Consider the following 26218-nt stretch of genomic DNA (forward strand, 5'->3'; position numbering starts at 1 on the left):
CCACCCCGGTGTTCGGTTCGGCCCGCCTATCCGGCGACCGTGATGTCTGCGAGCTTCGGAACAGACCCGTTCACCGAGGAGCGCACATGGCCACCATCACCGTCGGCACGGAGAACTCGACGTCGATCGACCTCTACTACGAAGACCACGGCAGCGGGCCGGCCGTCGTCCTGATCAGCGGCTGGCCGTTCGACAGCCGCTCCTGGGAAGCCCAGATCCACCCGCTGCTCACCGCGGGCTACCGGGTGATCGCGTACGATCGTCGCGGTTTCGGGCGATCCAGCCGGCCGGCCGGCGGCTACGACTTCGACACGCTGGCCGCCGACCTCGACCAGCTCCTCACCAAGCTCGACCTGCACGAGGTCACCCTGATCGGGCTGTCGCTGGGCACCGGAGAGGTCGCCCGCTACATCGGCGTCCACGGAACGCAGCGGCTGCGGGCGTGCGTGTTCATCGAGAGCCTCGCGCCCTCGTTCACGAAATCCGCGGACAACCCCAAAGGCGTCGACCGGGCCGGCGTCGACGCTGTTCAGCAGGCCATTCTGCACGACCGGCCGGCCTGGCTGACCGCCACCATGAACGACTTCTTGAACCTCGACGAGCTGCTGGGCAGGCGCGTCAGCGAGGACGCGGTCCGCAACCTGTGGAACGCCGGCGCCGACGCATCACCGATCGCGACCTGGGCCTGTCCGCTCACCTGGCTCGACGACTTCCACGACGACGTCAAACGGATCGACATCCCAACGCTGATCCTGCACGGCACCGCCGACCGCATCCTGTCCGTCGAAGGCCAGGGACGCCGTCTGCACGCGGCACTGCCGGACGCCCGCTACGTCGAGATCGACGGCGGACCGCACCTCATGGCTCTCACCCACGCCGAGCAGGTCAACCGGGAACTGCTCGCCTTCCTCAAGCGATAACCATTCCCTCGTACGCGAAACGATCGCACCCACCAGAAAGGCAAGCAGATGCCGACAGTGACGACACCGGACAGTACCGAGATCTTCTTCAAGGACTGGGGCAGCGGGCAACCCGTCGTCTTCAGCCACGGCTGGCCCCTCACCGCGGACGCATGGGACGGCTCCGCGAACTTCGTCGCCAGCCACGGGTTCCGGGCCATCGCCCACGACCGTCGCGGTGGTGGACGCTCGAGCCAGCCGTGGGAGGGAAACGACCTCGACCACTACGCCGACGACCTGGCCGCCGTCATCGAGCACCTCGACCTGCACGACATCGTCCTGGTCGGGCATTCCACCGGCGGCGGTGAAGTCACCCGTTACGTCGGACGTCACGGAACCGCCCGGGTCGCCAAGATGGTTCTGCTCGGAGCCATCCCGCCGCTGATGCTCAAGACCCCCGCCAACCCGGAAGGGCTACCGATCGAGCCGTTCAACGAGATCCGCGAGGCCGTGCTCGCCGATCGGTCGCAGTACTACCGAGATCTGGCCTTCCCGTTCTACGGAGCCAATCGGCCGGGGTCGGCCGTGAGCCAAGGTGCCCGCGACGCGTTCTGGCTGATGTCCATGTCGGTCGGCATCAAGGGCGCCTACGACTGCGTCAAGGCGTTCTCCGAGACGGACCTCACGGAAGACCTCAAGAAGATCGACGTACCGACGCTGATCCTGCACGGTGACGACGACCAGATCGTCCCGATCCAAGCGTCGGCGCTGAAGTCCTCGAAGATCGTCGCGAACTCGACACTCAAGATCTACCCTGGCGCTCCGCACGGCCTGACCGGCGCCCATGAGCAGGAGTTCAACAAGGACCTGCTCGACTTCATCACCAGCTGACACCTCGCCGGCGTGCGCCACACGGCATCTCGTCGGCTCACGTCCGCAGGGAGGGAAGTTCGCTTCCTTCACCGCCGGCCGGCGGTCTTCCCCCTTTCCGGATAAGGACGCGAAAGGCAGTCATGTCTCCAGCCGACGACCTCGCCGCCACACTCAAACGCACGGAAACGCTGCGCCGGAGCTCCTCGGTGCCGGGACGCGACATCGTCCAGGTACGCACCGAGATCCCTGCCGGCGTACAGTCCGGATGGCACATCCACCCCGGCGAAGAGGTCGGGTACATCGTCGCCGGGACGGTACGGATGGAGATCCGCGACCAACCGACCCTCACCCTCCACGCGGGGGACGGCTTCCTCATCCCGCCCCGAACACCGCACAACGCCACCGACCTCGGACCGGACACCGGGCTGATGCTGTCCACCTACATCGTCGAGACCGGCCAGCCACTGGCGACGTTCGTGCACTGACGATCCACTCCCGGCCGACACGATCGGCCACGAAGCGGCGATGGTGCGAGCGCCCGCGATGTCGGACGCCGCATCGGCACGCCGGTGGACCTCGGCCTTGCTCGCTGCCCGCGCGGTGACGCCGCTCGCGCCGGCCGCCAGGTCGCTCGGACGTCGCGTCTGCCGCTGACGCGGCACGGCGGCAGCCTGGCCCCCTGACCGCTGCGTTCCACCCGACCGTGATCGACCATGCCGTCCGACGGCCCACGACCGGCCCGGCGGAGTGAGCGGCCGGTTTTCCGACCTTCCGGCCTTCTCCCCGAAACATGCCATCCCGGCGGGCCGAGGCTCAGCGGGGGCGATCAACCTGTGCATATTCCTATCCGCTTCGCTGCGACAGATCCGCAGCAGACGAGGATGTGGAGTGCGATGAGGCTGACCAGTCTTTGGTTGATCCTGCTCACCGGTGGACTTGCCGTCCTCGCGGTGGCCGGCACGGTGTGGTTCTGGCGCATCGCCCGCGGGCGGACGGCCGTACGGATCACCGGTCTGATCCTGATCGAAGCGCTGGTGGTGCTGTGCGCCGGCCTGGTTGCCAACCGGGCCGACAGCTTCTTCCCGACCTGGCAGGCGCTCACCGGGGACAGCGAGGGTGACCCGGCCCCGCAGGCCGTGCGGCAGGCGCCCGGCAAGCTGGACTCGAAACTCGCCGCCGCCTCCGGCGCCGGCCTGGCCTGGACGCCGGCCGGGTATACCACGTGGCACCTGGCCGCGCCGCCGGTCCTGATCGCGCCCGTCGGCTACCGCAAACGCACCGACCACACGTTCCCGGTCATCGTGGTCATCGCCGCCGAGGGCCAGAAGCCGTCGATCCGCGCGGCCGCCGCGTCGGTGCCGGACGCGTTGACCCTGGTGGTCACGCCCGGACCGGCGACCACCGTGGCCGACCTGGCGGCCCTGCCCGGGCGACTCGCCCACGACGCCCGGGCGATGAGCGACGGGTGGGCCGTGGTGACCGATCAGCAGTACGGCGCGCTCGCCCGCGGCTGGCAGAAGTCGGCGCCGGCCCGGATCCGTACGGTGGCCGATCTCGACGTCCGCCATCCGGCCGCGGCCTTCGGCACCGCCGCCCGGTCGCTGCCCGAGGCTCTCGCCGCGCCGGTGCGGCTGCCGTCATGACCATCGACAGCCTGGCCACCGTGCTGACCGCCCTGCTGGTCGCGATCGGCGCGACCGCCCTGCTCGCCCTCGCCTGGGACCGGCGCCGCGCCGCCGGCCGGATCGCCCTGGCCGCGACCGTCGTGCTGGCCGTGACCGCGGCCGCCGCGCTGCAGCTCAACCGGCTCACCGAGACCTACCCGGCGTGGTCCGCGCTGTTCGGCCAGTCCGCCGCGGACAGCCCGACGGCGAACGATCCGGACCCGGTCGCGATCGACGTGACGAACCCGCAGAGCCGGCGCGGGCCGGCGAAGGTCACCGGCCCCGGCCGACTGGTGGACTACACCGTGCACGGCAACGCCAGCGGCCTGACCATGCCGATGACCGTGTACCTGCCGGCGGCGTACACCACCGCGCAGAACCACGCGTTCCAGTTCCCGGTCATCGAGGCGTTCCACGGCTTTCCCGGCACGCCGGCCGCCTGGCCCAAGCGACTGGACGCCAAGAAGTACCTCGACCAGGAGATCGCCGCGGGGCGGATGTCGCCGGCCGTCGTGCTCTTCCCCTACCAGACCCCGGACCCGCTGCTCGACACCGAGTGCCTGAACCTCGTCAAGGGCCCGCAGACGGAGACGTACCTGACCCGCGACGTGCCCGACTGGGCCCGCGAACACCTGCGGATCCGCACCGACCCGGGCTCCTGGGGCCTGATCGGCTTCTCGGCCGGCGGGTACTGCGCGATGAACCTCGCGATGAGGCACCCGGACCGGTTCAGCGCCGCCGCGAGCCTCTCCGGCCTGGCCGGCCCCGGCATCAAGGTCGGCGACGACAGCGAGAAGACCACCAACAGCATCACCTGGCGCCTGACCCACCAACCCGCGCCGCCGGTCTCGCTCTACGTCGCCTGGGCCGCCGACGACGCCGGCCCCGGCAAGGACTCCCGCCAGATCGCCCGGCTGGCCAAGGCGCCCCTGTCGGTCACCACGGCGACGATGCCGCACGGCGGCCACAGCCTCACGGTCTGGCGGCGGATGGAGGCCCCCGCCTTCGACTGGCTCTCCGCCCACCTGAACCGCGCCGCCCCGGCACCCGCCCCGAAGACGCCCACCCCGCAACAATCGCCGACCGGGAACCTGACCGGCACGACGCTCGCCGCCGCGGGCCGTCGCTGGATCCCGTCGCCTCAGGGGCGCAGGGGCAGGCCGGCCGCGGTGTAGATGTCGTCGATCAGTGACATGGTGGCGACCGAATCGGACGGTGGGGTGAGATTTGCCGGTTCGCCGGCGACCGCGGCCGCGAAGGCGCGCAGCTGGTGCACGTACGTCGCCTCGCCCTTGATCTGCTCGCGCCGGCGCCGGCCGTCCACCGTGACCGAGAAGCGCGAGAAGAACTGCGGGGCGATGAAGTTGGTGACCGTCATGGTGCCGCGATCACCGACGACCCGCGCCCGGATCCGCAGCAGGGCCGAGGACCACATCGACGTGTGTACGTGGCCGGTCGCTCCGCCCGGCAGGCGCAACCGTGCCGTCATGGCCCGGTCGATGCGCCGGTCCCGGCGCAGCGGCAGGGCGGTCGCCTCCTCCACCACCGGGTCGCCGGGAGCGAGCATGCGCAGGCAGTGCACGGCGTAGCAGCCGGCATCCATCAGCGCGCCGCCGGCCAGGCCGAAGTCGTACCGGATGTCGGAGAACATCGGCAGCGGGAAGCACATCGCCGTCTCCACCCGCCGCACCGTGCCGAGGCTTCCGTCGTGGGCGATCTCGATCATCCGCTGGGTCTGCGGGTGGTACCGGTAGTGGAAGGCCTCCATCACCACCAGGCCGCTGCCCTCCGCCGCGGCGGCCACCTCGCGGGCCTGGGCGGCGTTGGCGGTGAACGGCTTCTCGCAGAGCACGTGCTTGCCCGCCTCGAGCGCCGCCAGTGTCCATTGTGCGTGCAGGCCGTTGGGCAACGGAAGGTAGACCGCATCCAAGGATGAGTCGGCCAGCAGGTCGGCGTACGAGTCGTACACCGTCGGCACCCCGTGCTTGGCGGCGAAGGCCTCGGCGCGCGACCGCTCCCGGGCCGCCACCGCGGCGACCTCGACGCCGTCGACGGCGCGGGCGGGTCTCATCAGGGCGGCGGGAGCGATCCGGGCGGCACCGAGCACACCGATTCTCACCTTCGAGACCCTATCGGGTGTAACCGGCCGCGTATCCCAGGCATGACCAATTTGAGGAAGGCCGGTGTCGTCATCGCGGCCGGGATCGCCGCCGTGACGTTCGCATCGGCCGCCGACGCCGCGACCACGCCGTGGACGGTCGCGCCGAGCGACAACGCCGCCACCGGCGACACCCAGCTGACCGCGGTGTCGGCGGTGGACGCCACCCACGCGTTCGCGGTGGGCTCGGCCGGCAGCCGTACGATCGCCGAGCGCTGGGACGGCACCCGGTGGTCGCTGCTGCCCACCCCGACCCCCGACTCGGGCGGCACCCTGCTGGGCGTCTCCGCGGTCTCGTCCACGGACGTGTGGGCCGTCGGCTCCGGCAAGGCGAACGCGACCGCCAACCAGCACGCCCTGATCGAGCACTTCGACGGTGCGAGCTGGACCATCGTGCCGAACCCGAGCAACGGCGTCATGGACTCGCTGAGGGCGGTGTCCGCCCGGTCCGCGACCGACGTGTGGGCGGTCGGCACGAACGGGCAGAACACGACGACGCTGCCGCTGGTCGAGCACTGGAACGGCACCTCGTGGAGCATCGTCGCGTCGGCCAGGCTGGGCGCGTCGGCCACCGGCTTCTTCAACGGCGTGACCACCAGCCCGAACGGTGACGTCTGGGCGGTCGGCACGGTCACCGCGCCGGCCGTGCCCGAGGGCTCGAACCGGGCGGCGCTCATCGAGCGGTGGAACGGCTCGGCCTTCGTGCAGGTGGCCGCGCCGCCGACCGCCGACCCGCGGTTCACCACCACGTTGACGGCGGTCGCCGAGAGCGGCTCCGACGACGTCTACGCGGTCGGCGCCTTCGGCCACAGCGGCATCGCCCTGCACTGGAACGGCACCGCCTGGTCGACCATCACCCTGCCGGCCGTCGCGAACAGCACGGTCACGCTCAACGCGGTCACCGTGGCCGGCCCGAACGACGCCTGGTTCGCCGGCATCCAAGGCCTCGCGACCGTGACCGAGCAGTCGACCAGCACCTCGTCGGCCATCGTGGCCAGCCCGTCCGGCGCCCAGCGCGGCAGCCTGGCCGGCCTCGCCCACGCCGGGCCGGCCCTGTTCGCGGTCGGCTTCCAGATCAACGACCCGGCCACGTTCCAGGACCAGACCCTCGCCCTCACCAACGCGGCGGGCTGACGACCCGGCTCAGACCGAGGTGTAGAACCGGCTCGGGTCCTCGGCGAGCGACGCCTTCACCAGGGCGCTCCACTCGTCGGCCAGGACCTCGAGCCGGTTCTCCTCGATGCCGTCCAGCGCCTGCCGCACCACGTCGGCGGGCGCGCTCTTCGGGATGTCGAAGCCGGCCATCATGTCGGTGTCGGCCGCGCCGAGGTGCAGGCCGGTGACCAGGGTCTTCTGGGCCGCGAGCTCCAGGCGTACGGCATTGGTCAGGCTCCACGCGGCCGCCTTGGCCGCAGCGTAGCCGCCCGCGCCGTCGGTGGCGAACCAGGACAGCGCCGAGAGCACGTTGAGGATCGCGCCGCCGGACAGCTGCGGGGCGAAGGCGCGGATCATCCGCAGCGTGCCCCAGAAGTGGGTGTCCATCTCCCGCCGTACGAGGTCCAGGTCACCGCCGACCAGGTTCGCCCCGGTCGACACCCCGGCGTTGTTGACCAGCAGCGTCACGTCGGTGGCGGCCGCGGCGGCCGCGTCCACCGACGCCTGGTCGGTGATGTCGAGCGGCAGCACCTCGACGCCCGGGACGTCGACGAGCTCGGGGCGGCGGGCCGTCGCGTACACCTTGGTGGCGCCGCGGGCGAGAAGCTGGGTGGCGAACTCACGGCCGAGACCGCGGTTGGCGCCGGTGACCAGGGCAATCGATCCGGAAATCTGCATGGCCGCTACGCTAGAACCTGACGTTGACGTCAGAGGCAAAGAATGGCGACGGAGGTCACGATGCGGATCGGTGAGCTGGCCACCAAGGCGGGTGTGAGCGTTCGCGCCCTTCGCTACTACGAGGAGCAGGGCCTGCTGGCCAGCGACCGCAGCGACAGCGGCCAGCGACTCTACCCACCGGCGGCGGTCGACCGGGTGCAGCTCATCCAGCATCTGTACGCGGCGGGCCTCCCCAGCCGTACGATCGCCGAATTGCTGCCGTGCGTCGACGCGAGGGTCAGCACCCCGGAGTCGCGGGCCCGGCTCGCCGCCGAGCGCGACCGGATCGACCGCCAGATAGCCGAGCTGATCCAGACCCGGGACCGCCTCGACGCCATTATCGACCTCACCCAGAATCCGCGGCTGAGTGGCTGCGTGATCCGGCCCTGATCATTCGGCCGCGGATTTTTTGATCAGTTTTCCGTCGGCGCCGACGACCCACCACAGGCCGTTCTCCTCGCCCTGGCCGTCCACGTCGCCGGGGCCGACATCCGGGACGTACGTGTAGAGCGGCCAGCCGGCGTACTTCACCTGCTCCACCCCGCCGCCGGTCGGGATGACCGTGAGCAGCGCCGGGTCGACACCCTGGCCGGCCTTCGGCTTCTGCCCGGAGACGAACGGCGGCCAGGTCGCCTGGCAGTCCAGCTTGCAGGAGCCGAACCCCTGCTTGTCCGGCACGAACGCGTAGAGCGTACGGCCGCCCTGGTCGGTGAGGATCTCGCCGAGCGCGGTCTGCTGTACCCGCACCTCGGGCCCGCCGGCCGGGGCACTCGCCTTCGCCGCGGGCCGCGCCTCGGTCTTCGCGCCGCACGCGCTCAACGACAGCAAGGCCACCGCACCGGCCACGACAAGAGTCTTTTGCATGGTTCCTCCTCGATGCCGAACGTTGCCCCCAACACGGGCCGGCTCCCGTTCCGGTTCACGCCCGAATAGCGTCTGTGGCCTGCGTCACTGATCGTGAACCGGGTCGGCGAAGGGGCCGTATTGGTCGCGTTGCCGCACCAATTCGGGGGCGGGGCGAGCCGAAAGGAATGAACATCGAAATGCGATTTCCGACGCTGATTTCCACGGCCATTCTGGCCACCGCCGGCATGGTCGCCGCGCTCGGGTCACCGGCGAGTGCGCACGACGGGCACTCGCCCGCGCCCGGCACGGACCCGAGCGCCATGGCCGGGATGGCCGGCATGGACCACGGCGCCATGGCCGGGATGGGGACCGCCACGACGGCCCCGGCCCAGCCGAGCCTGTCCGCGGACGTCAACCGTTCCCGGCAGCGCGCCCACTACTTCGCCGCCGCGATGACCGGCAAGCAGGAGGTGCCGGTCGCGGGCGGCCCGGCGGTCGGTGACCCGGACGGCAGCGCGCTCGGCCTGATCCGCATCCAGGGCGACCGGGTGACCTTCTTCGCCAGCTGGAAGAACCAGCGGGCGGCCACGCTCTTCCACATCCACGAGGGCCCGCGCGGCAAGAACGGCCCGGTCAAGGTCGGCCTGCTGACGACCGCCCTGCCCGACACGGTCACCTCGGTGGCCGGCGTGACCACCATCGCCGACGCCACGGTGGCGGACGCCATCGTCGCCCGGCCGGGCAACTTCTACCTGAACCTGCACACCGCCGAGTTCCCCGGCGGCGCGGCCCGCGGCCAGCTCTACCCGGTCCGCGGCGGCCAGTTGCTCGCGCTGCTCAAGGGCGGCAGGTTCGAGGCCTTCATGTCCGGCGACCAGGAGGTGCCGGTCGCCGGCGGCCCGGCGGTCGGTGACCCGGACGGCCGGGCGGCCGGCTTCGTCTCCGCGCGCAACGGCTCCCTGACCTACTCCTTCGCCTGGGCGAAGATCTCCGAGCCGACGCTCGGCCACATCCACCGCGGGGTCAAGGGCGTCAACGGCGCCGTGGTGCTCCCGCTCTTCGGCACCCCGATGCCCGAGGGCGTGGTGGCGGTCTCCGGCACGGTTCCGCAGGTCGACCCCGGCCTGCTGACCGAGATCAAGCACGACCCCCGCGGCTTCTACCTCAACCTGCACACCAAGGAGGACCCGGGCGGCGCCGTCCGCGGCCAGCTCTTCGCGCGACGGTGAGAGCGTTCGTAACAAGCCGGTAGCGCCCTCTTCACGCGGGCCGAGTTATCGATGACAATTCCCTGCGGATGTGACCGGTCACACGAGAGTGCCGCAGGGAGAACCGATGAGACATGTTGTGAGGCTTGTAGCGATGGTGGCGGCCGGGATCCTGGTCGCCACCATCGCCTCGGCATTGCCGGCCGGCGCCGCCGCGGCCACCGACCCGCTGGGCGTCGACTTCGCGCAGACCACCGGCGCGTTCCGGGGCGGCGCCACCGGCACCCTCTACGGGCTCGGCGACGACGGGGCGCCCACCCAGGCGCTGATCGACGGCGCGCACCTCACCAACACCTCGCAGAAGGCCCCGTACGGCACCCAGCACCCCAGCGGCGACGCGCTCAAGGTCGAGAACGGGTTCTTCCACAAGTACGGCAAGGACATGTACATCTACGTCCAGGACTACTACCCGGACTGGGCGTACAACGGCGGCAAGCGGCCCGGCGACACCCGCACGTACAACCAGGCCGACGGCACCTACACGGCGCAGCCGAACGGCGTCTGGGACTACCTGGAGGTCGTGCAGTTCGTCGCCGAGGCGGTCGCCACCCGCTCGGCGCACCCGGAGAACTACGTCTTCATCCCGTTCAACGAGCCCGACGGCGGCAACTGGTACCCGGATTGGGCCAGCCGGAAAGACCAGTTCCTCGCCGACTGGAGCGCCGCCTACCAGACGATCCAGGCGGTGTACGCCCGGCACGGCCTCGGCCACGCGCGGATCGGCGGCCCCGGCGACACCCACTGGCAGCCGGAACGCTCCGCCGACATCCTCACCTACGCCAAGGCCAACCACGTACTGCCGGACGTGTTCATCTGGCACGAGCTCGGCATCGACAACCTGAGCACGTTCCGCTCGCACGTCACCGCGTACCGGAAGCTGGAGAAGGACCTCGGCGTCGGCCCGATCCCGGTCAACATCACCGAGTTCGGCATGCTGCGCGACATGGGCACCCCCGGCCAGCTCGTGCAGTGGCTGTCGATCATGGAGGACCTGAAGGTCGACGGGCAGACCGCGTACTGGAACTACGCCGGCAACTTCAGCGACAACAGCGCCCGCGCCAACGCGGCCAACGCCGGTTGGTGGATGTTCAAGTGGTACGGCGACCTGGCCGGCAGCCGCACGGTGCGGGTCACCCCGCCGGCCCTCGACACGGTCGACTCCCTGCAGGGCATCGCGGCCGTCGACGCGCGCAACAAGCGGGCCACCGTCCTCTACGGCGGCGGCAGCAAGCCGGTGACCCTGCAACTGTCCGGGCTCGACCGCCGCACCTTCGGCAACCGGGTCGACGTCGAGGTCCGCCAGGTCACCCTCTCCGGCGCCGAGGGCGTTTCCGGTACGCCGCCGGTGGTCAAGGTGCTGCGCGGGATCCCGCTGGGTCGCGGGCCGATCACCTTCGACGTGCCGACCTACGACCGGTACGCCGCGTACCAGGTCATCATCACTCCCCAGCAGGACCGGGAGCTGACCGCGAACGCCGTGTGGTCGACCAGCATCGAGGCCGAGCAGACCGCGCTGACCGACGCCACCGTCTACTACCAGGACCCGCAGGGCGGCGGCGGCTGGAAGTTCCTCGCCTCCGGCAGCAACGACGTCGGCTCGTTCAACCGGCCCACCTCCAAGGCGGACTGGACGGTGACCGTCCCCCGCACCGGCCAGTACCGGTTCCAGGTGATCGGCGGCACACCGGGCACGCCCGGCCGGCACGCGCTGTTCGTCGACGGCGTCGACACGGCCACCGTGCAGTACCGGGCCGACCTTGCGCTGACCTCGTACCAGAAGTGGCAGTACCGGGGCAGCGCCGAGGTGACCGTCGCGCTGACCGCCGGGCAGCACGTGCTGTCGCTGCGGGCTTCGCGGGACGGAACCACCGTGCTGCCGAACTCCGACATCACGCTCGACAAGTTCCTGCTGACCGACGTCACCGACGGGGAGCCGACCGCGTACCCGGCCCCGACGCTGCGCTACTCCGGCGGCGCGCACGTCACCTACGACGTGCCGCTCGCCCGGGGCTATGCCGCGATCCGCGGTGGTGGGCAGGCCGAGGCGTACGTCCAGGCCTGGGACACCGGCTATTACGACCTGAGCCTCGATTACCGCAGCTTCTCGGCCACGGCGGCCGATGTCACCGTCAATGGGCGTACGGTCGCCAAGGTCTCCGCGAACCGGGGCGGCTCCTGGCGCTCGACCGTGCGGGTGCATCTGAGCCAGGGCATCAACGAGATCGAGGTCGGCTCCGCGCGCGGCCTGCTGCTGCAACAGCTGACCACCCGGCGGGCCGCCGCATCGGACGGCGCCGCGACGACCATCGAGGCGGAGGACACCCTTCGCCAGGGCGCCACGGTCGTCACCACCTACCCCGACGCGTCCGGCAGCAACGCCTCCGGCGGCCGGGGAATCGGCTTCGTCGGCAACGGCGCGGCCAACACGTTCACGGTGCCCCGCGGCCCCGGCTTCGACCAGCCCGGCCTGTACGACATCGCGGTCAGCTACGCCAACGCCGAACTGGTCGGCGCCCACCCGTACAACCCCCAGGTCGTCGACCGCCGCCTGGAGGTCACCGAAACCGGCGGCGGCTCCGCGTACGGCTACTTCCGGTACACGTACGCGTGGAACAGCTTCCTCGAACGCACGATCCCGATCACACTGACCACCACCGGCGGCTCCCTGGTCTTCGGCAACCCGACCGCCTACGCCCCCGACATCGACAAGATCACGATCGCCCCGGCGGTCGTGGGAACGCCGACGACCGTGCGCCGCTGAACCCCGGATGCCCGGCGCCGCACCCCGGCGCCGGGCACGCTCAGAGCGTGACGCAGGTCCACAATTTGCGATTACGACAGTGACGACGGCTTGATCCGATCCCGTACGTCGGTGAGATATCCATGGCTTCGCGCCGTGTCCGGGTGCGCCGGGCCGAGCACCTGCCGGCGCAGGTCGTACACGGTCCGGTGCTCCCGCTCCGCCTCCTCGAGCCGGTTCATCCGGCTCAGCACGATCGCCAGGTTGCTGCGCGTCGTCAGCGCGTCGGGGTGCTCGGGTTGCCACAGGCCCTCCTGCGCCGCCAGCACCAGGCGATACTCGGCCTCGGCCGACGCGAGGTCGCCGCGCCGGGTCAGGACGTTGGCGAGGCCGCTCCGGGCGCGGAGCGCGTCGGTCTCGTACCCGCTCAGCCGTTGGTATTCCCGCACGGTCCGGCGCGCCTCGTCCTCGGCATCGCCGAGCCGCCCGAGCCCGACCAGGGCGGTGACCCGGTGGTGGCGGATGCGCAGCAGTTCGGGCCGGCTCGCCGGCCGGCTGCCGGCGCCGGCCAGGGCCTCGTCGCAGACCAGCAGGGCCTCGGCGAACGACTCGATCCCGAGCAGCGCCGCGGCGTGGTTGTTCTGGCTGCGCAGCGTCTCCACATCGCCGGGTCCGGCGAGGCGTCGGCGGACCGCGGCAACGTACCGGTGGGTGCGCTCCGCCGCGTTGCGCCGGCCGAGGCCGTACGTCGCGTTGGCGACATCGTTGTGCAGCCGCAGCGTGGCCGCGTGGGTCAGGCCGAGCCGCCGCAGGACGTACCGTCGGCCGGTCCGCGCCACCCAGTGGCTGTCGGCGTACCGTCCGCCGACGAACAGCGCCCGGGCCGTGCGGTGGGCCGCCTCGGCGAGGCGCCGGAGGCGACGCCGGTGCGGCCCGGCCGCATCCGGTCCGGAGCGGCGCAGCACCTCGATGACGTGCGGTGCGATCGCCGCCCACCACATCAGCTCGCCGGGGTCTTCCGGATCGTGGCGCCGCGCTGCCGCCGAGACCAGGTGGACGGTCGTCGCCGTCACGCGGGCCCACACCCGCGGCCGGCCCTCGGCGATCGACCGGTTGGTCTGCACGACCATCGGATGCGCGACGACACAGAGCAGCTCCCGATCGTGCGAATCGGTGGAGCGCTGCAGGGCGAGCAGGCCGACTTCCACCAGGTCGCGCAGCGTCCGGGAGTGGGCGACCGCGCCGTATCCGACTCGGCCGATCCTCAGTGGCCGCACCCTCGTCCGGAAGAGCCGGGTACCGCGCACCGCGGGCCACTCGAGCAGGTCGGCCGGAAGCGGAGCCGGCGCGAATCCGCCGACGAGCCGCATCACGGTTCGCGCGTGCACCCGGCCGCGGCGCGCGAGCAGGTCGAGCGACAGCTCGCACGTTGCCATGACCGTGTTGCCACGTCCGCCGGCGGTGGCCGGGTCGTCCATGAACTCGGGGAACCGGTCGTACAGTGCGGCACGGTACGCGTCGAACGTCGTGGTGGCGGTCAGCGGTGCGGACGCCGAATTGAGGAACCGTCCCGCGGTGACCAGCGCGAGCGGCAACCGGCCGAGCACGCCCGCGAGTGCCTCCGCCTGTTCGGCGTCGCCGGCGTCCGGGCCGGCCACATCGACGAGGATCTGCCCGGCGACTTCCCGGCTCAGCTCCTCGATGCGGTGCACGGTGGCGCGCTCGCCCCACGCGTCGTCCGCGCCGATCCGCGTCGTGACCAGGACCAGACCGTGCTCGGATCCGTTGAGCGCACCGGACTCCCGCAACGGCCCGGGCTGCTCGGCGTCGTCGATCACGAGCAGCCAGCCGCCGGCGAGCGCGTCGAGGTGCCGGCGAATCACCGGGATCAGCGCGGCCGGGCCGGCCGCACCGGCACTCTCGTCGATGCCGAGATCGACGGCGAGGCCGGCCAGCGACGAGGCCAGGGCCTCCGGGTTGCGCGCATCCAGCCACCAAGCGCGCGACCCGGAGGCGACGGTCCGGTCGGCGACCGCGAGCGCGATGGCGGTCTTGCCGCATCCGCCCAGGCCGGCGAGAACGTGGGCGCGCCCGTCCGGCGCCCGCACCAGGCCGGTGAGTTCCCCGGTCAGCTCGTCCCGGCCCCGCACGGCCCGGGGCAGCAGGTCCCGCGGCGGCTCGGCCGAGGAGATGGCGGGGGCGTTCGCGATGGTCTCGAGGTCCGTGGCGCCGGCGCCCTGGAGGTGGGCCGACCACACCGCGGCGGCGGTGGAGGCCCCGCCCACGGCGATCAGGCCGACGACGCCGATCGGGCTCCAGTGGGAGGTCACGACGTTGGTGACGATACCGGCGACAAAGGGAACGGCGGTCGTCAACGCCACCGCCACCAGAAGCCGCGGATCCGGCTGCTTCATGCGCAACCATCCACATAGGGCAACACCCTGGTCGGATCGTGCGCCCAATCGTCCGGCGACAGCGCCCTTCCGACGCGATCGCACGCGGCTCGGCGTGGGTCCGCGGTGATGGCACTGAGCGCCGACACGTCCCAGAGGATGCCGAGCCGGTCCGCACCACCGGTCAATACGGTGCCGCCGTCGCCACCGAAGGCGACGGAGAGGACGGGGGCGGTGTGCCCGGTGAGGACGGAGATCAGGCTCGGGTTGTACGGATCGGCGATGCTCCAGATGTCGACGGTGCTGTCCTGGCTCGCGACGGCCAGCATCGTGCCGTCCTCGTTGTAGGCGACGGCCGTGACCGGCCCGACGTGTTCGGTCAGCGTCCGGACCGGCTTCGGTGTCGCGGTGCCGTCGAGCTCGTACTGGCCCGGAGCCGGGTCGCGTTCACCGGCGCGGACGAGCACCGTGCTCCGCGGGTTGACGGCCAACGCCACCGGCCGCCCGTCGGCCGCCGGAAGCGAGCCGGCCGGACGCGGATGCCGTGGATCCGCCAGGCTCCAGATCGCGGCGGCACCGCCCTCGGTGCCGATCGCGACGAACTTCCCGAACCGGTCGAGGGCGATCCGGGTTGCCGCCTGGTGACCGACGGAGAACGCCGTCACCTCGCGCCACTGGGTCGGGTCGGAGAGATCGAACAGTGTCACGCGGCCGTCCTGGGCTCCCGCGGCCAGGAGCCGGCCGTCCGCCGACAGGTCGAACGTGCGGACGGGTGACGAGCTCGCTTGGGCCCAGACCTTCCTCGGCGCGGCGGGGCGGCTCAGATCCCACCCGGTGACGACCCCGCCCGTATCGGCGGTCACCGCCAGGGCGGGATCGGCCCGCAGCGCGACCTGGATGATGTCGCCGTGGTCCGGGTGCAGGCCACCGACCCGCCGGGGCCGGCCCGGGTCGGTCAGATCCCACAGCTCCGCGGCGCCGTCCGCGACGGTGGCGGCCAGGCCGCCCGTGCCCGGCGCGCCGACCTGGCTGACCGGCCCGGTGAAGCCCGTCAGGTCCGCCATGCGGCTGTACCGGGGCGGGTCGCCGATCGGCCAGAAACGCAGGCCGCCGTCCGCGCCGCCGACGATGGCCGTCGCGCCGTCCTCCGTCAACGCGACCGATGTCACGACGTCCGGCAGGTGCGTCAGCATCGCGGCCGGCGCGTAGTCGCGGCGAATGCCGGACCATCGCCAGATCACCGCGCTGTTGTCGTCGCCGCCGACGATCACGGTCTTTCCGTCGGCGAGCACGGCAACCGCGCGTGAGGTTCCCGTCCGGCCGTCGATCCGCAACGGGAACTCCACCCCGGACTCGGCGCGCGGCCGCTCCAGCCGGGCGACGCCGTTCGCCTCGCCCACCAGGGCAGTCCAACCGTCGGAGGTGAGCGCGGCCGCGTACGCCGGGACGTGCGTGCGCCAAACCGGGGTGCGAGACGCCGGATCGAGCCTCGGCGTGTAGGTCAGCCGGTACAGCGCCGCTCCCCCGTCGGCGGCGACCAGAGCGGCGCCGCCGGTGTAGTCGAGGGCGACGGCGTGCACGCCGCGAACCCCGTGGGCGAGCGCACCGAGCGGCTTCGGGCCGGCCCGGTCCTCGACGTTCCACAGCGCGATCGTGCCGTCGGCGCACACCACCAGCGCGATGGCCGCGAACCGGGTCATCGTGACGAGTTCCGGCGATATGCAGGGTCGCCAGGCCAACGTCATCCTCGGCTGGGTGGGCACGGTCGTGTCCCAGATCTTGACGGCACCGCCGTCCTCACCGGGTGCCGCGACGAGCACCGTCTTCCCGTAGTTGCCGATCGTCGCGCCGGTTGCGGGATCGCCGGGAATCGTCCGGTTGCGGTCGTACGTCCACAGGTCGGCGACCTGCGCCGGACGGTAGGGATCGTGGAGGTCCCACAGGGCCGCGCCGCGATCGTTCGCGGTCATCGCAGTCATCGCGGTGGTCCCGGCGCCGTCGCTCACCGCGTACACCGCGCTGTCGCCGGTGCCGCGGGTGACGGCGGCGTGGCCGGCCGTCAGTTGGTCGATCAGCGCGGATCGTGTCTGGGCGGTGTTCTCGATGTCGGCGGCGGCGAGACTCAGCCGGATCGCGGTGGTCGGGTCGTCCTCCCGGATCTCGTTGGACCGTGCCAGGAGTTGCTGGGCCACATTCATGCGCTCCTGGGCGTCCCGCTGCTGTGTCGCGGAGTTCAGCAACTGCGCCGTGACCGCGATCCCCGCGACGAGCACCGCGGCGGCGGCAGCGGCGGCCACGCGGCGCGGGACCCAGCGCCGGACTCGTTGGCGTGCTTGGCGAACGGTCGCCACGGGTACGACGTTCCGATCGGCGTCGCGGCCCCTGGGGAAGTTGTCCGCGGGCGCGAGAACACGCCATCCGCGGCGGTCGGCGGCCTCGAGCTTGCCGGTGAGGCCGCCCACCTTCAGGATTCGGCCGCGCGTCGTCACGGCTCCGGTGACCGCGCATTCCGTACGGAAGGCCCCGAGCAGCCGGATCGGCCGCAGGCCGTACACCCATCGCCGTTCGACGACCTCGCACAGCGCGACGGCGAACGCGGCGCCCAGCGAACTGCCCATGATCGGTGTGGCTCGGTCCCCCTCCTGGCTGACGCTCCACAGCACGCACGGCGGCGCCGCCGTGCCGCGGGTGGCGTAGGCCCACGCTTCGGCGATGGAGCGCTGGAACGCGGTGTCGGCATAGACGAAGCCCATCGTCGCCGGGTCGGGGAACAGTCCCGGGGGACCGCCCGGCAGGCGCCGGACCTCGAGGCTGCCGGTCCGGCCGGTCCGATCGGCCGAGGTGTTGTCGAACAGCAGCCGGATTCCGCTGTGCCGGCCGCCCGGGTGCGCCGACCCCGCCATGAGGCTCGCGGCCAGATCGGCGAACGCCGTGCCGGCCGTGCCGGCGGGCCCCGATGGCTCGGGCCGGAGAACTCCGGCCGCCGACCAGCGGGCCGCGATCGTCCGGCGCGCACGTGCCCGGTCGTCGTCGGTGACGACGCCCCCGGCGGGGATCGCGAGGACGGCGACGGACGCCACCGCGCGCGCCGCCTCGATCACGTCCTGGGGCCGCGAGGCCAGCGACGCGTGGTCGGTCAGGACGGCCTCGAGGCGCTCGTCGAGGCCGTCGGACCAGCGCCGGACGCGCGCCGGATCGCTCTCGCTCGCCTCGGCGCAGGCCTCCCACCAGAGGCCCGTCACCAGCTGTGTATAGAGCTCCTCGGGCGTCGCGGTGCCCAGGGCAAGGTCGAATCCGGCAAGGCCGGCCAGCGCCTTGTCGAGGTGGGCGAGGGCAGCCCGCTCGCGCGGACGGCCGGACTCCACCGGCCGGACGGTCGTCATGGCCGGCCGCCCTCGAGTTCCCGCTCGGCCTCGTGCCGCTGCTCCTCACTCAGGCGCGGGAGGAGCCGGGACCACGCACGCCGCGTGCCGGACGAGAGCGCGGCCGCGACGGAATCGGCGAGTTGCCGCGGCGGCACCCGCGCCAGATCCTCCGGCGGCAGATCCTCCTGGACCTCCCAGGCGCCTCGGACGTCGAAGTCGTCGAGGCGCAGGATGGCGCTGCTCAGGATCGGTGACGGCGGGAACGGCACGATCCGGACCGCCTCGTGCCGGTCGGTACGCGAATACCGCACCGCGACGATCCGCCAGTCGGCGGCGGCGCCGCTGCCGATCTCCAGTCGATGCTCGCCGGCGGCGGTCCGGCGGAGCACCAGCAGTGTCCGCCGCCCCGGCGTGACGGCGCGCAGCAGTTCCCCCTCGCTCGCATCGTGGTCGGCGGCGAAGGAGTGTTCGGGATCGGGAAGCGGCAACGGCACCGCCGTCCCGGGCCGGTCGTCGACGGTGAACCACCAGCCGCCGGCCAGCACGCCCGGAATCTCGCAGGCGTTGGTGCGGTCGAGGACGCCGAGACAGAACCGCGAGGGTCCGATGCGCACACCGATGGTCGCGCCGGCGAGGTCGTGCGGCGGCACGGCGCCGAGCGTGACGACGGCGCAACCGAGCCGGAGCGTGCCGCCGGGCTCCGCCGAGACGGTGGCCCGCACCTCGAGCGTCCCGCTCCGGGCCCGGTCCTCGGTCGGCTTGGCGCCGATGTCCCGGCTCTGCAGCAGCTGGAGCGCGTCCCGCAGCAGCGTCAGCGATCGTGCCCGGTCACCGGTCATCCGCATCTCACTCCTGAGCATCCCGATGGGTTGTTGCGAGAGGTGTTGCCGCCCCCGTCGGTGACGGTGCCGGTGCCCGCCTCGATGCCGTAGTCCGCGTTGTCCCTGGTCTCGTTGTTCCGCAGGACCAGGCCCGAGTTCGCGGGTACGACGAGGTGCACGCCGTCGTTCACCGGCCGCCCGAGCGAGTCGGTCCTCCCGTTCGACCGGCGGCCGTTGCCGATCAGGTGGTTTCCGCCGATCAGCATCATCGGGCCGCCGGGGACGATCGCGGTCGCGTCGAGATAGATTCCGGCGGCCCTGTTCGACTCGAACACGTTGTTCACGATGTTCAGGCCATCGATGGGTGTGTCGGCGCGTTCCGCCAAGCCGATGCCGATCCCGTTGTTCGTGAAGGTGTTGTCGTCGATCGTCGCGCTCGTCGATCTGACCCCGAGCACGATCGCCGAGTCGGCGTCGCGGAACTGGTTGTGACTGATGGTTGCCCCGCCCGACTGGACGTCCAGATTCAACGGCGAGGCGACAACCGTGTTGTCGCGGAACGTCATCGGGCCCGACTCGATCAGGGAAATCCCGCTGCGCAGGAAGGACACTCGATTGACGGAAATGTTCGTTGCGGTGCTGAAGCCGACGACAGAATCAGTGAAATGGCAGTCACTCACGACAAGGCCGGGCGTTCCGCCCTGTGGCTGCCCGAATATGAATCTTCCGTTGGTCACCGTGACGCCCGACAGGAGCATGTCGACGGACGCACCCGCCTTGTACGTGACGTTCTCGAGCCGCGAGTGCAGGATCTGTACGTTGTCGCTGGAGCGCACCTCGAACTCCGCGTTCCGCACGTACAGGTCGCTGAAGGTGCTGAACGGCGACCTGGTGAACGTGATCGCCGCCCCGACCGTACCGTTCCGGACGGTGATGTCGGCGTGATCCGTCGCCGTCAGGAATCCGCCCGTGATGGTGTGCGTGTCGAGGTCGAAGACGATGTCGGGGGCGCCGATGGTCAACCCGCTGCCCGTGCAGTCGAGGTCCTGGTGCAGCACCACGCTCACCTTGATCACGTCGCCGCAGTGGACCGGCGGCGAGGCCGGGATGACGGTGACGGTCTCCGCTTGTGAGTCCGTCCCCGCGGGCCCGCCGATCGTGAGCTTCACCGCGTAGCGCCCCGGAGCCGCGAAGGTGTGGGTGAAGGTCTCCGGTGCGTCGGCGGCCTCCTGGCGGCCGCTCTCGTCGGTGACGGTCCACGCCCAGGTATCCGGCCGCGTGCCGCTGACCTCGGCGCTGATGGTGGCCGGCTGCCCCGCCTCGGGCGTGACCGGCTGCACCCGGATGGCGTCGATCCGGCCCGGCGGCAGCACGGTGGGCGACGAGCTCGGGACGCCGCCGGAGCCCGTTCCGGGCGAGCTCGCCGCGGTGCCGGGGCCGGTTCCGGGCGAACTCCCCACGGTGCCGGAGCCCTTCCCGGACGGGGTCGGCGAGCGGCTGGGAACGGGGGTCGGCGAGGCGGACCGGCTCGGCCGGGCGCTCGGCGTGTGCGACACGGCCGGCGCCGGCGGGGGCTCGTACTTGATGAGCCGGCGGACCGATCCGTCGGCGGCCACCATCGCCGCGTTCTCGCTCTCCGGGTCGTTGACGAAGACGAGGCCCGCGCGGGCCAGCAGTTCGAAGCGGATCGGCTGGCCGAACAGCGGCTGGGAGCGCGTCACCTGGCCGGTGGCGAGGTCGGTGATCCAGACGGCGTCGGCCCCGTAGTCCGGGACGAACGCATAGTGGTCGATCGCGACGGGCACGCCGAGCTGGGACCCGGCCGGCGCGACCGGGATGCCGCGGTCGCATCCGCTCCGGTGCCTCTCACACGCGTACAACGTGCCGGAGTCGTGCTGCACGATCAGGACGCTGGAGCGCCAGCCGACGCCGGTGGCGAGGTCGCCGGCCCGCAGCGGTGTCGCCATCGTCGCCGTCACCCGGCCGTCCGATCTGGACAGCCAGGTGACGGCGTGGTCGCCGGGGTTCAGGAGGACCGCCTCGTCGCCGGTCGAGGTCAGGGCGATGTCGTGACCGGCGGTGCCGGGCATCCGGCGGCTCACCCGCTTGACCGGGCCGTTCGCCGTCGCGTCGATGGCCAGCACGGCTCCGCTGTCCGGGTCGGCCGCCCAGAGCGATGAGCCGACGCCGGCGAACACGAAATTCGGCCCGGGCAGGCCGATCGCCCGGCCGACCGCCTGAATCGTGGTCGCATCGAACATGCGCACCGTCTTCGTCCCGGCGTCGGCGGCGAGCAGCCCCGCGGCGAGCGGGAACAGCACCGTGTCGCGCGCGGCGGGCGGCAGCCGGAAGGTCTTCTTGGCCAGCGTCGCGGCGTTCACGCCGACGAGCTCCGATCCGCCCGATCCGACGACGTAGCCGTCGGCGGCGGCCTGTACCTCGGTGAACGGCGCGTTGGCCGCGCCCACCCGGACGCTGGCGACGGCGGCGGCGGAGACTCCGTCGACCAGGGTGACCTCGCCGACGGCCCGCGATGCCAGCCACGCGCTGCCGCTGGTGAAGCGTGGATGCGCGGGCGGCGCGGCGTGCTGGAGGCCCAGCACGAGAAGCCCGCCGGCGAGTGCGGCGACGGCGAGCGCGGGTACGGCTCGCGACTGGCGAAACCGTGCCCATCTCGCGGGGAGCCCCCGACTACGCCGATACATCGCCGGCCGCTTCCTGTCTGCCGCGTCGCCCGGCGCCGGACCGCAGCGGCACCGGATTGAGCTGGTCGAGCCAGCGCAGGACGCGGCGGCGCCCGGGGTACAGGCGCCGGCGCACGGCCGCCTCCAGCGTCCAGGCCTGCTGCGGGTCGCCGGGGGCGAGGAGCCGCGGGCAGTACACCGCCGTGGTGACGAGCGAGCTGAGCGGGGCCAGCGCCGGTACGTTGCGCGCCATCGCCTCGGGTGTCCGCCCGGGCGGGATCGACCGCCGGCGCACGGCCGGCAGTTCGACCGCCTCCCTCCAGGCGCCGACGATCCGCGCGGCCGGCGTTCCGGAACGGCGTCGTCGACCGCGGCGTACGGCGCGGGCCACGGCGACCCCGATCGGCGTTGCGGCGATCGCGGCGCCGACGGCGACGAGCGCGACGCGGATGACGCGTGCCCAGTCGAAGGGACGCGAACAGTCGCCGGCGCCCGGTTTGCCGCACGAATGGGGCGTCGGTGTGGTCGCCGGCGCCGGCGGCTTCGCCGCCGATCCGCCGGCCGGTGCCGCCGACGGGGTGGGCGTCGGCGGTATCGGGCTGATCCGCCGCGGCTTGTGGTTGGCCGGATCGGTCGGGTCGAAGGCGACCCACCCGGAGCGCTCGAATTCGACCTCGGCCCACGCGTGGGCGTCGCGGGTGGTGACCTGGACCCGGCCGGCCGGCGTCGCGGGCAGGCGGTAACCGACGGCGACCCGGGCCGGGTAGCCGAGCAGTCTCGCCATGACGGCGAAGGCGGCCGCGTGCTGCTCCGCGAATCCTTCGCCGGCCGCGCCGGCATCGGTGGACAGCATGCGACTGATCGCCGCGTAGGAGTGACCGGGCGGCGTGTCGACGTTGTACGGCAATTCCCGCAGGTAGTCGCTCAACGCCGTGAGCTTGCCGAGCGCGCCGCTCCGGCCGTCGGTGATCTGATGGACCAGCGCCGCGATCAGCGGCGGAAGCCCGGCCGGCACGGATCGGTACGCCGCGTCGTCACCGGCCCGGGCCGGACGGGCGGCGGGGGTGAGGTCCGGTACGGCCAGGTACCCGCCGGTCACCTCGTAGGTCGCTCCGGCCGGAAGCTCGGGGGTGGTGACCACTCCCCCGGACTCCGGGCTGAAGCCGATCGCGGCCGGCGGGCCGCCGGCGAAGCTGATCCGCTGCGGCCAGCCGATGACCGGCAGGAACGGGCCGATCGGCTGCTCGATCGTCAGCCGGGCCGACGCCACCCGCTGGTGGGTCAGGTCCGGGTCGCGCTTGAGCCGTTCCCCGGCGGCCAGGAAGTCCTGATCGGTCGTCCAGAGATTGCCGTCGAAGCGATCGAGCGCCGCCGTACGGATGCCGACGAGCCCGCGCAGGTCGGCACCGGGCAGCGGGTCGACGTCGAACAGCACGCGCGGCGGGTCCTCGATGAGCTGCGCCCGGACGGCACTCAGCGGCGTGATCGTCTCCGGCACCGACAGCGGCGCCGCGCGCAGCGGGCGCGGATCGGCTCGGCGCTCCCCGTCCCCGTCCGCCCGGCTCACCGCGAAGGGCAGCGCGGCGGCCAGGCCCAGGGCCGCCACGACGTAGCCGGCCGCGGCCGGGCGCATCGCCGCGGACGACCGCCGGCCCGCCTGGTCGGCCGCGAGGGCGCGGCTCTCCGCCCGGACGGCTCGGCTCCGGCCCCGGGCCCGGGCGATGACCGCGATCGCCAGCCCGGCCATCAGCACGGCCGATTCGGCGAGATGGACCGAACGCTGGCTGGCGGTCATCACCAGCGCCACCCCGAAGGCCACCAGCGGCGGCAGTGCCGGCCCGAACGGCCCGGACGGGCGCGGCAGCAGCGCCACCGAGATGGCGGCGGCCAGCCACGTCAGGAACAGGACGGCGACCAAGGGCCGTCCGGCGGCCGGCGCCGGAAGGCTGATCGACAGCATGTCCGCCCAGCCGGTCGCGACACCCCAGACCAGGTCCGAGGCGGTACGCGCGGTGGGGAGCCCGCCGTGGAGCGTGGCCCGCAGCGCGGTTGTCGCGGCCAGGAGAGCGAAGGCGGTGCAGTGCAGCGCGACGGCGACAACGCGTCGCACGTCGCGCGCGGCGGCGACGACCGCGATGGCCACCGCACCCAGCGCGGCGCCGGAGGCGGGCCACCGGAACGCGCCGGTGTCGAAGAAGTCCCGGTACACCGCCAGCGACGCGGCCAGGCCGGCAAGGCAGCCGGTCAGCTCGACGAACCGGCCGGGCGGCCATCGGCCGCTGGTCACGAGAACCCTCGAAAGCGCTCGGCGAACTCGGCGCTCGTCCGCACGGTCAACGTCCGGAGACCCGGCAGCGCGGCCGCGCCCGGGGCGGCGGAACCGACCCGGACCACGACGGCCGGACCGGCCGCCAGCAGGGGACCGGCGAGCCCGGTCAGCGTCTCATCGGGGAGGTCGCCGACGATCAGTGCGGCGCCGAACGCGTCGCCGGTCGGTCCGGGACGGATCGGCATCGTCGTGTCGGTCAGGCCGGCGCCCGCCAGGAGGTCGAGCGCGGGCGCGATCGGCGCGTTCCGCCGCGGTGTGGAGACGGGCAGCGAGAGCCCGCCACCGGTCGTCATCAGCTCGAGGCGGCCGCCCAGCCGCACCACCGCCACGGACAGCGATGCGGCGATGCGGACCGCCTCCTCGAAGGAGTCGGTCGTGTATGCGGCACGCCGGGTGTCGAGCGCCACGAGGTAGCGCGTGGCGTCGGGCAGGCTGATCTCCCGGACCACCAGGTGGCCGGCCCGGGCCGAGGTCGGCCAGTGGATCAGGCGCCGGTCGTCGCCGGTCACGTAGTCCCGCAGGCCGTAGAACGCGGTGCCGCCACCGGCGGGCCGGGTCGTCTGCCCGTCGCTGCTGAACTGGTGGACGTCGGCGAGCCGGGACAGCCGGTGGAACGCCGGATGGACGTAGAGCGTGGTTCCGGACCCGGTCGCCACCCGGCCGCGGGCCAGCCGGGCCGGGTCGATGCGGTCGATGCTCAGCGGCGGAAGGCGATAGACACCCCGCTTCAGCTCCGGCAGGTCGTACCGGAACCGGGAGGTCGACCCGGGCGGCACGGTGGGCAGCCGCAACTGCAGGACGCGGCCGGCCGCCTCCTCGGTGATCTGCAGCTCCGGGCTGCGGCGGCGCCCCGCGTTGTGCGCGACCAGGACGCAGCCCACCGGCTCCCCCTCGGTCACGCGGGGGATCGGCACGGTGCGGTCGGCGCGCAGCGCCGGACGAATGGCGACCCACCCGACGGCGATGAGGCACCACCCGCCCGCGCCCGCGCCGAGCGCGACGGCCTCCGGGTAGTCCAGCGCCACGCCGACGGCGATCAGCAGAATCCCCGCGGCGGCGAGCGCCCGGCCGGAACGTGTGAGTCTCACGGGCACACCGATCAGCGCCGTGGCGGCGTGGGTACGGCGTCGAGCAGGTCGACCAGGCGCTTCTCCCATTCGGCATCCGGCATGGCGACCTCGGGTTTGGGCAGCAGGCGATGCAGGAGCACCGGAACGGCGACTACCCGCACGTCCTCGGCGGTGGCGAAGGGCCGGCCCTGAGTCGCGGCGATCACCTGGGCGCCGACGGCGAGCGCGATGGTCCCGCGGGGACTCACGCCGAGTCGGAGCTTGTCGTCGGTCCGGGTGGCCGCGGCCACCCGGACGACGTAGTCGCGCAGCGCGGCGCCGACCTCGACCTGCCGGACGGCGGCGCGCATGGCGGTGAGCTCGCCGATCCGCAGCACCGTCGGGAGCTGCCCGAGCCGAGGGCCGGCCACGGCCTGCTCGACCACCGCCATCTCATCGTGGTGCTGGGGATAGCCGACCGAGATGCGCATGAGGAACCTGTCCAGCTGCGATTCGGGCAAGGGATATGTGCCGTGGTGATCCGACGGGTTCTGCGTGGCGATGCAGAAGAACGGCTGCACCACCTGATAGGTGCGTAGTCCGACCGTGACCTCGCCCTCGGCCATGACCTGCAGGAGTGCCGACTGGGTCCGGGGCGAGGCACGATTGATCTCGTCGCCGAGCAGGACGTTGGCGAATACCGGGCCGGGCCGGAATTCGAATTCACGACGGTCCGGATTGAACACGTCGACACCCGTCACATCGGACGGCAACAGGTCCGGCGTGAATTGGATGCGGCGGAATTCGCTGCCGGCCACCGAGGCCGCGATCGCCTTGGCGAGCGAGGTCTTGGCCACTCCCGGAACGTCTTCGATGAGCAGGTGCCCTTGCGCGAAGAGGCAGGTGAGTGCCATTCTGATGACGTCCGGCTTCCCGTGGATAACTCGAGTGATGTTGCCGTGCAGCGCCTGGAAGCGATCCGCGAATTGGATCAATGACAATGGCATCGATGCTCCACGATCCGGTCACAACAGCTCATTCCACCACGGGGACACTCGGACCGGTCCAGCCGTTCGGACGAATTGGGCAGTATGATCGGATGCCCATCGAAGATTTACTTCAAGCGATTGATCGGCAGACGGAATTCTCCGACGATGCCGCCGCGGCTCGGCGCGCCGGCAAGCCGGGGCCGTCGAGCCGCCACCCGGTGGCCAGGTTCCGCAGCCGCAGAGGCTCGGGCGCAGGCCGACTGCCAGG

Annotated in this window: 19 protein-coding genes; 9 read left to right on the plus strand and 10 right to left on the minus strand. The window is 72.2% G+C overall.

What is annotated here, in order from left to right; all coding sequences use genetic code 11:
- Window positions 1-86: 86 nt before the first annotated feature.
- The 5 genes from IH26_RS0119975 (at window position 87) to IH26_RS0119995 (ending at window position 4611) form a co-directional block, all read left to right on the plus strand.
- A complete protein-coding gene (locus IH26_RS0119975; protein ID WP_030437735.1) occupies window positions 87-920 on the plus strand; it encodes an alpha/beta fold hydrolase in 834 nt (277 codons plus the stop codon).
- 48 nt (window positions 921-968) lie between these two features.
- The gene (locus IH26_RS0119980; protein WP_030437736.1) at window positions 969-1790 is read left to right on the plus strand and encodes an alpha/beta fold hydrolase; all 822 of its coding nucleotides are present in this window, start codon (window positions 969-971) and stop codon (window positions 1788-1790) included.
- 122 nt (window positions 1791-1912) lie between these two features.
- Window positions 1913-2257, plus strand: a complete 345-nt coding sequence (locus IH26_RS0119985) for a cupin domain-containing protein (protein WP_030437737.1) — start codon at window positions 1913-1915, stop codon at window positions 2255-2257.
- 408 nt (window positions 2258-2665) lie between these two features.
- Window positions 2666-3415 (plus strand): hypothetical protein, encoded by a 750-nt coding sequence (locus IH26_RS0119990; RefSeq protein WP_157437278.1) that lies wholly within the window; start codon window positions 2666-2668, stop codon window positions 3413-3415.
- Window positions 3412-4611 (plus strand): alpha/beta hydrolase, encoded by a 1200-nt coding sequence (locus IH26_RS0119995; RefSeq protein WP_063763712.1) that lies wholly within the window; start codon window positions 3412-3414, stop codon window positions 4609-4611. The genes IH26_RS0119990 and IH26_RS0119995 overlap by 4 nt, the downstream gene beginning before the upstream one ends.
- Here the strand turns inward: IH26_RS0119995 and IH26_RS0120000 are convergent.
- A complete protein-coding gene (locus tag IH26_RS0120000) occupies window positions 4578-5555 on the minus strand; it encodes a Gfo/Idh/MocA family protein (protein ID WP_030437740.1) in 978 nt (325 codons plus the stop codon). The genes IH26_RS0119995 and IH26_RS0120000 overlap by 34 nt on opposite strands.
- Before the next feature lie 42 nt (window positions 5556-5597).
- On the opposite strand from IH26_RS0120000, the gene IH26_RS0120005 reads away from it, so the two are divergent.
- Window positions 5598-6728, plus strand: coding sequence for a hypothetical protein (locus tag IH26_RS0120005; RefSeq protein ID WP_030437741.1), 1131 nt, complete (start codon window positions 5598-5600; stop codon window positions 6726-6728).
- A gap of 9 nt (window positions 6729-6737) precedes the next feature.
- On the opposite strand, the gene IH26_RS0120010 is transcribed toward IH26_RS0120005, so the two are convergent.
- Window positions 6738-7427 carry an SDR family oxidoreductase gene (locus IH26_RS0120010; RefSeq protein WP_030437742.1) on the minus strand — a complete coding sequence of 230 codons (690 nt, stop codon included), beginning with the start codon at window positions 7425-7427 and terminating at the stop codon, window positions 6738-6740.
- Between the two features lie 60 nt (window positions 7428-7487).
- Here IH26_RS0120010 and IH26_RS0120015 point away from each other — a divergent pair, with 60 nt between their 5' ends.
- The gene (locus tag IH26_RS0120015) at window positions 7488-7856 is read left to right on the plus strand and encodes a MerR family transcriptional regulator (protein ID WP_030437743.1); all 369 of its coding nucleotides are present in this window, start codon (window positions 7488-7490) and stop codon (window positions 7854-7856) included.
- On the opposite strand, the gene IH26_RS0120020 is transcribed toward IH26_RS0120015, so the two are convergent.
- Window positions 7857-8330 (minus strand): COG4315 family predicted lipoprotein, encoded by a 474-nt coding sequence (locus tag IH26_RS0120020; RefSeq protein ID WP_030437744.1) that lies wholly within the window; start codon window positions 8328-8330, stop codon window positions 7857-7859.
- A 179-nt stretch (window positions 8331-8509) separates the two neighbouring features.
- On the opposite strand from IH26_RS0120020, the gene IH26_RS53710 reads away from it, so the two are divergent.
- Together IH26_RS53710 and IH26_RS0120030 are read left to right on the plus strand one after the other, a co-directional pair.
- On the plus strand, window positions 8510-9541 hold the full coding sequence (locus tag IH26_RS53710; RefSeq protein ID WP_034215685.1) for a CHRD domain-containing protein: 1032 nt from the start codon (window positions 8510-8512) through the stop codon (window positions 9539-9541).
- A 118-nt stretch (window positions 9542-9659) separates the two neighbouring features.
- On the plus strand, window positions 9660-12341 hold the full coding sequence (locus IH26_RS0120030; RefSeq protein WP_211268699.1) for a carbohydrate-binding protein: 2682 nt from the start codon (window positions 9660-9662) through the stop codon (window positions 12339-12341).
- Between the two features lie 71 nt (window positions 12342-12412).
- On the opposite strand, the gene IH26_RS0120035 is transcribed toward IH26_RS0120030, so the two are convergent.
- The 7 genes from IH26_RS0120035 to IH26_RS0120065 form a co-directional block, all read right to left on the minus strand.
- Window positions 12413-14734 (minus strand): tetratricopeptide repeat protein, encoded by a 2322-nt coding sequence (locus IH26_RS0120035; RefSeq protein WP_030437747.1) that lies wholly within the window; start codon window positions 14732-14734, stop codon window positions 12413-12415.
- Window positions 14731-18096, minus strand: a complete 3366-nt coding sequence (locus tag IH26_RS0120040) for a S16 family serine protease (RefSeq protein ID WP_030437748.1) — start codon at window positions 18094-18096, stop codon at window positions 14731-14733. Before IH26_RS0120040 ends, IH26_RS0120035 begins: the two co-directional genes overlap by 4 nt.
- A complete protein-coding gene (locus tag IH26_RS0120045) occupies window positions 18093-18923 on the minus strand; it encodes a hypothetical protein (protein ID WP_030437749.1) in 831 nt (276 codons plus the stop codon). Before IH26_RS0120045 ends, IH26_RS0120040 begins: the two co-directional genes overlap by 4 nt.
- Complete coding sequence (locus tag IH26_RS0120050; RefSeq protein WP_030437750.1) at window positions 18914-21502, minus strand: right-handed parallel beta-helix repeat-containing protein; 2589 nt, start codon at window positions 21500-21502, stop codon at window positions 18914-18916. The genes IH26_RS0120045 and IH26_RS0120050 overlap by 10 nt, the downstream gene beginning before the upstream one ends.
- An 88-nt stretch (window positions 21503-21590) precedes the next feature.
- Window positions 21591-23870: a transglutaminase TgpA family protein gene (locus IH26_RS0120055; RefSeq protein ID WP_030437751.1), complete on the minus strand. Its 2280-nt coding sequence runs from the start codon at window positions 23868-23870 to the stop codon at window positions 21591-21593.
- Window positions 23867-25000: a DUF58 domain-containing protein gene (locus tag IH26_RS0120060; RefSeq protein ID WP_051808310.1), complete on the minus strand. Its 1134-nt coding sequence runs from the start codon at window positions 24998-25000 to the stop codon at window positions 23867-23869. Before IH26_RS0120060 ends, IH26_RS0120055 begins: the two co-directional genes overlap by 4 nt.
- 11 nt (window positions 25001-25011) lie before the next feature.
- The gene (locus IH26_RS0120065; RefSeq protein WP_030437753.1) at window positions 25012-25968 is read right to left on the minus strand and encodes an AAA family ATPase; all 957 of its coding nucleotides are present in this window, start codon (window positions 25966-25968) and stop codon (window positions 25012-25014) included.
- Window positions 25969-26218: the final 250 nt, after the last annotated feature.

This window comes from Actinoplanes subtropicus (assembly GCF_000721705.1).
GTDB lineage: Bacteria > Actinomycetota > Actinomycetes > Mycobacteriales > Micromonosporaceae > Actinoplanes > Actinoplanes subtropicus.

Coding starts and splice junctions, on each gene's coding strand:
- IH26_RS0119975 (WP_030437735.1), top strand. CDS start 87: ATGGCCACCATCACCGTCGGCACGGAGAACTCGACGTCGATCGACCTC.
- IH26_RS0119980 (WP_030437736.1), top strand. CDS start 969: ATGCCGACAGTGACGACACCGGACAGTACCGAGATCTTCTTCAAGGAC.
- IH26_RS0119985 (WP_030437737.1), top strand. CDS start 1,913: ATGTCTCCAGCCGACGACCTCGCCGCCACACTCAAACGCACGGAAACG.
- IH26_RS0119990 (WP_157437278.1), top strand. CDS start 2,666: ATGAGGCTGACCAGTCTTTGGTTGATCCTGCTCACCGGTGGACTTGCC.
- IH26_RS0119995 (WP_063763712.1), top strand. CDS start 3,412: ATGACCATCGACAGCCTGGCCACCGTGCTGACCGCCCTGCTGGTCGCG.
- IH26_RS0120005 (WP_030437741.1), top strand. CDS start 5,598: ATGACCAATTTGAGGAAGGCCGGTGTCGTCATCGCGGCCGGGATCGCC.
- IH26_RS0120010 (WP_030437742.1), bottom strand. CDS start 7,427: ATGCAGATTTCCGGATCGATTGCCCTGGTCACCGGCGCCAACCGCGGT.
- IH26_RS0120015 (WP_030437743.1), top strand. CDS start 7,488: ATGCGGATCGGTGAGCTGGCCACCAAGGCGGGTGTGAGCGTTCGCGCC.
- IH26_RS0120020 (WP_030437744.1), bottom strand. CDS start 8,330: ATGCAAAAGACTCTTGTCGTGGCCGGTGCGGTGGCCTTGCTGTCGTTG.
- IH26_RS53710 (WP_034215685.1), top strand. CDS start 8,510: ATGCGATTTCCGACGCTGATTTCCACGGCCATTCTGGCCACCGCCGGC.
- IH26_RS0120035 (WP_030437747.1), bottom strand. CDS start 14,734: ATGAAGCAGCCGGATCCGCGGCTTCTGGTGGCGGTGGCGTTGACGACC.
- IH26_RS0120040 (WP_030437748.1), bottom strand. CDS start 18,096: ATGACGACCGTCCGGCCGGTGGAGTCCGGCCGTCCGCGCGAGCGGGCT.
- IH26_RS0120045 (WP_030437749.1), bottom strand. CDS start 18,923: ATGCGGATGACCGGTGACCGGGCACGATCGCTGACGCTGCTGCGGGAC.
- IH26_RS0120065 (WP_030437753.1), bottom strand. CDS start 25,968: ATGCCATTGTCATTGATCCAATTCGCGGATCGCTTCCAGGCGCTGCAC.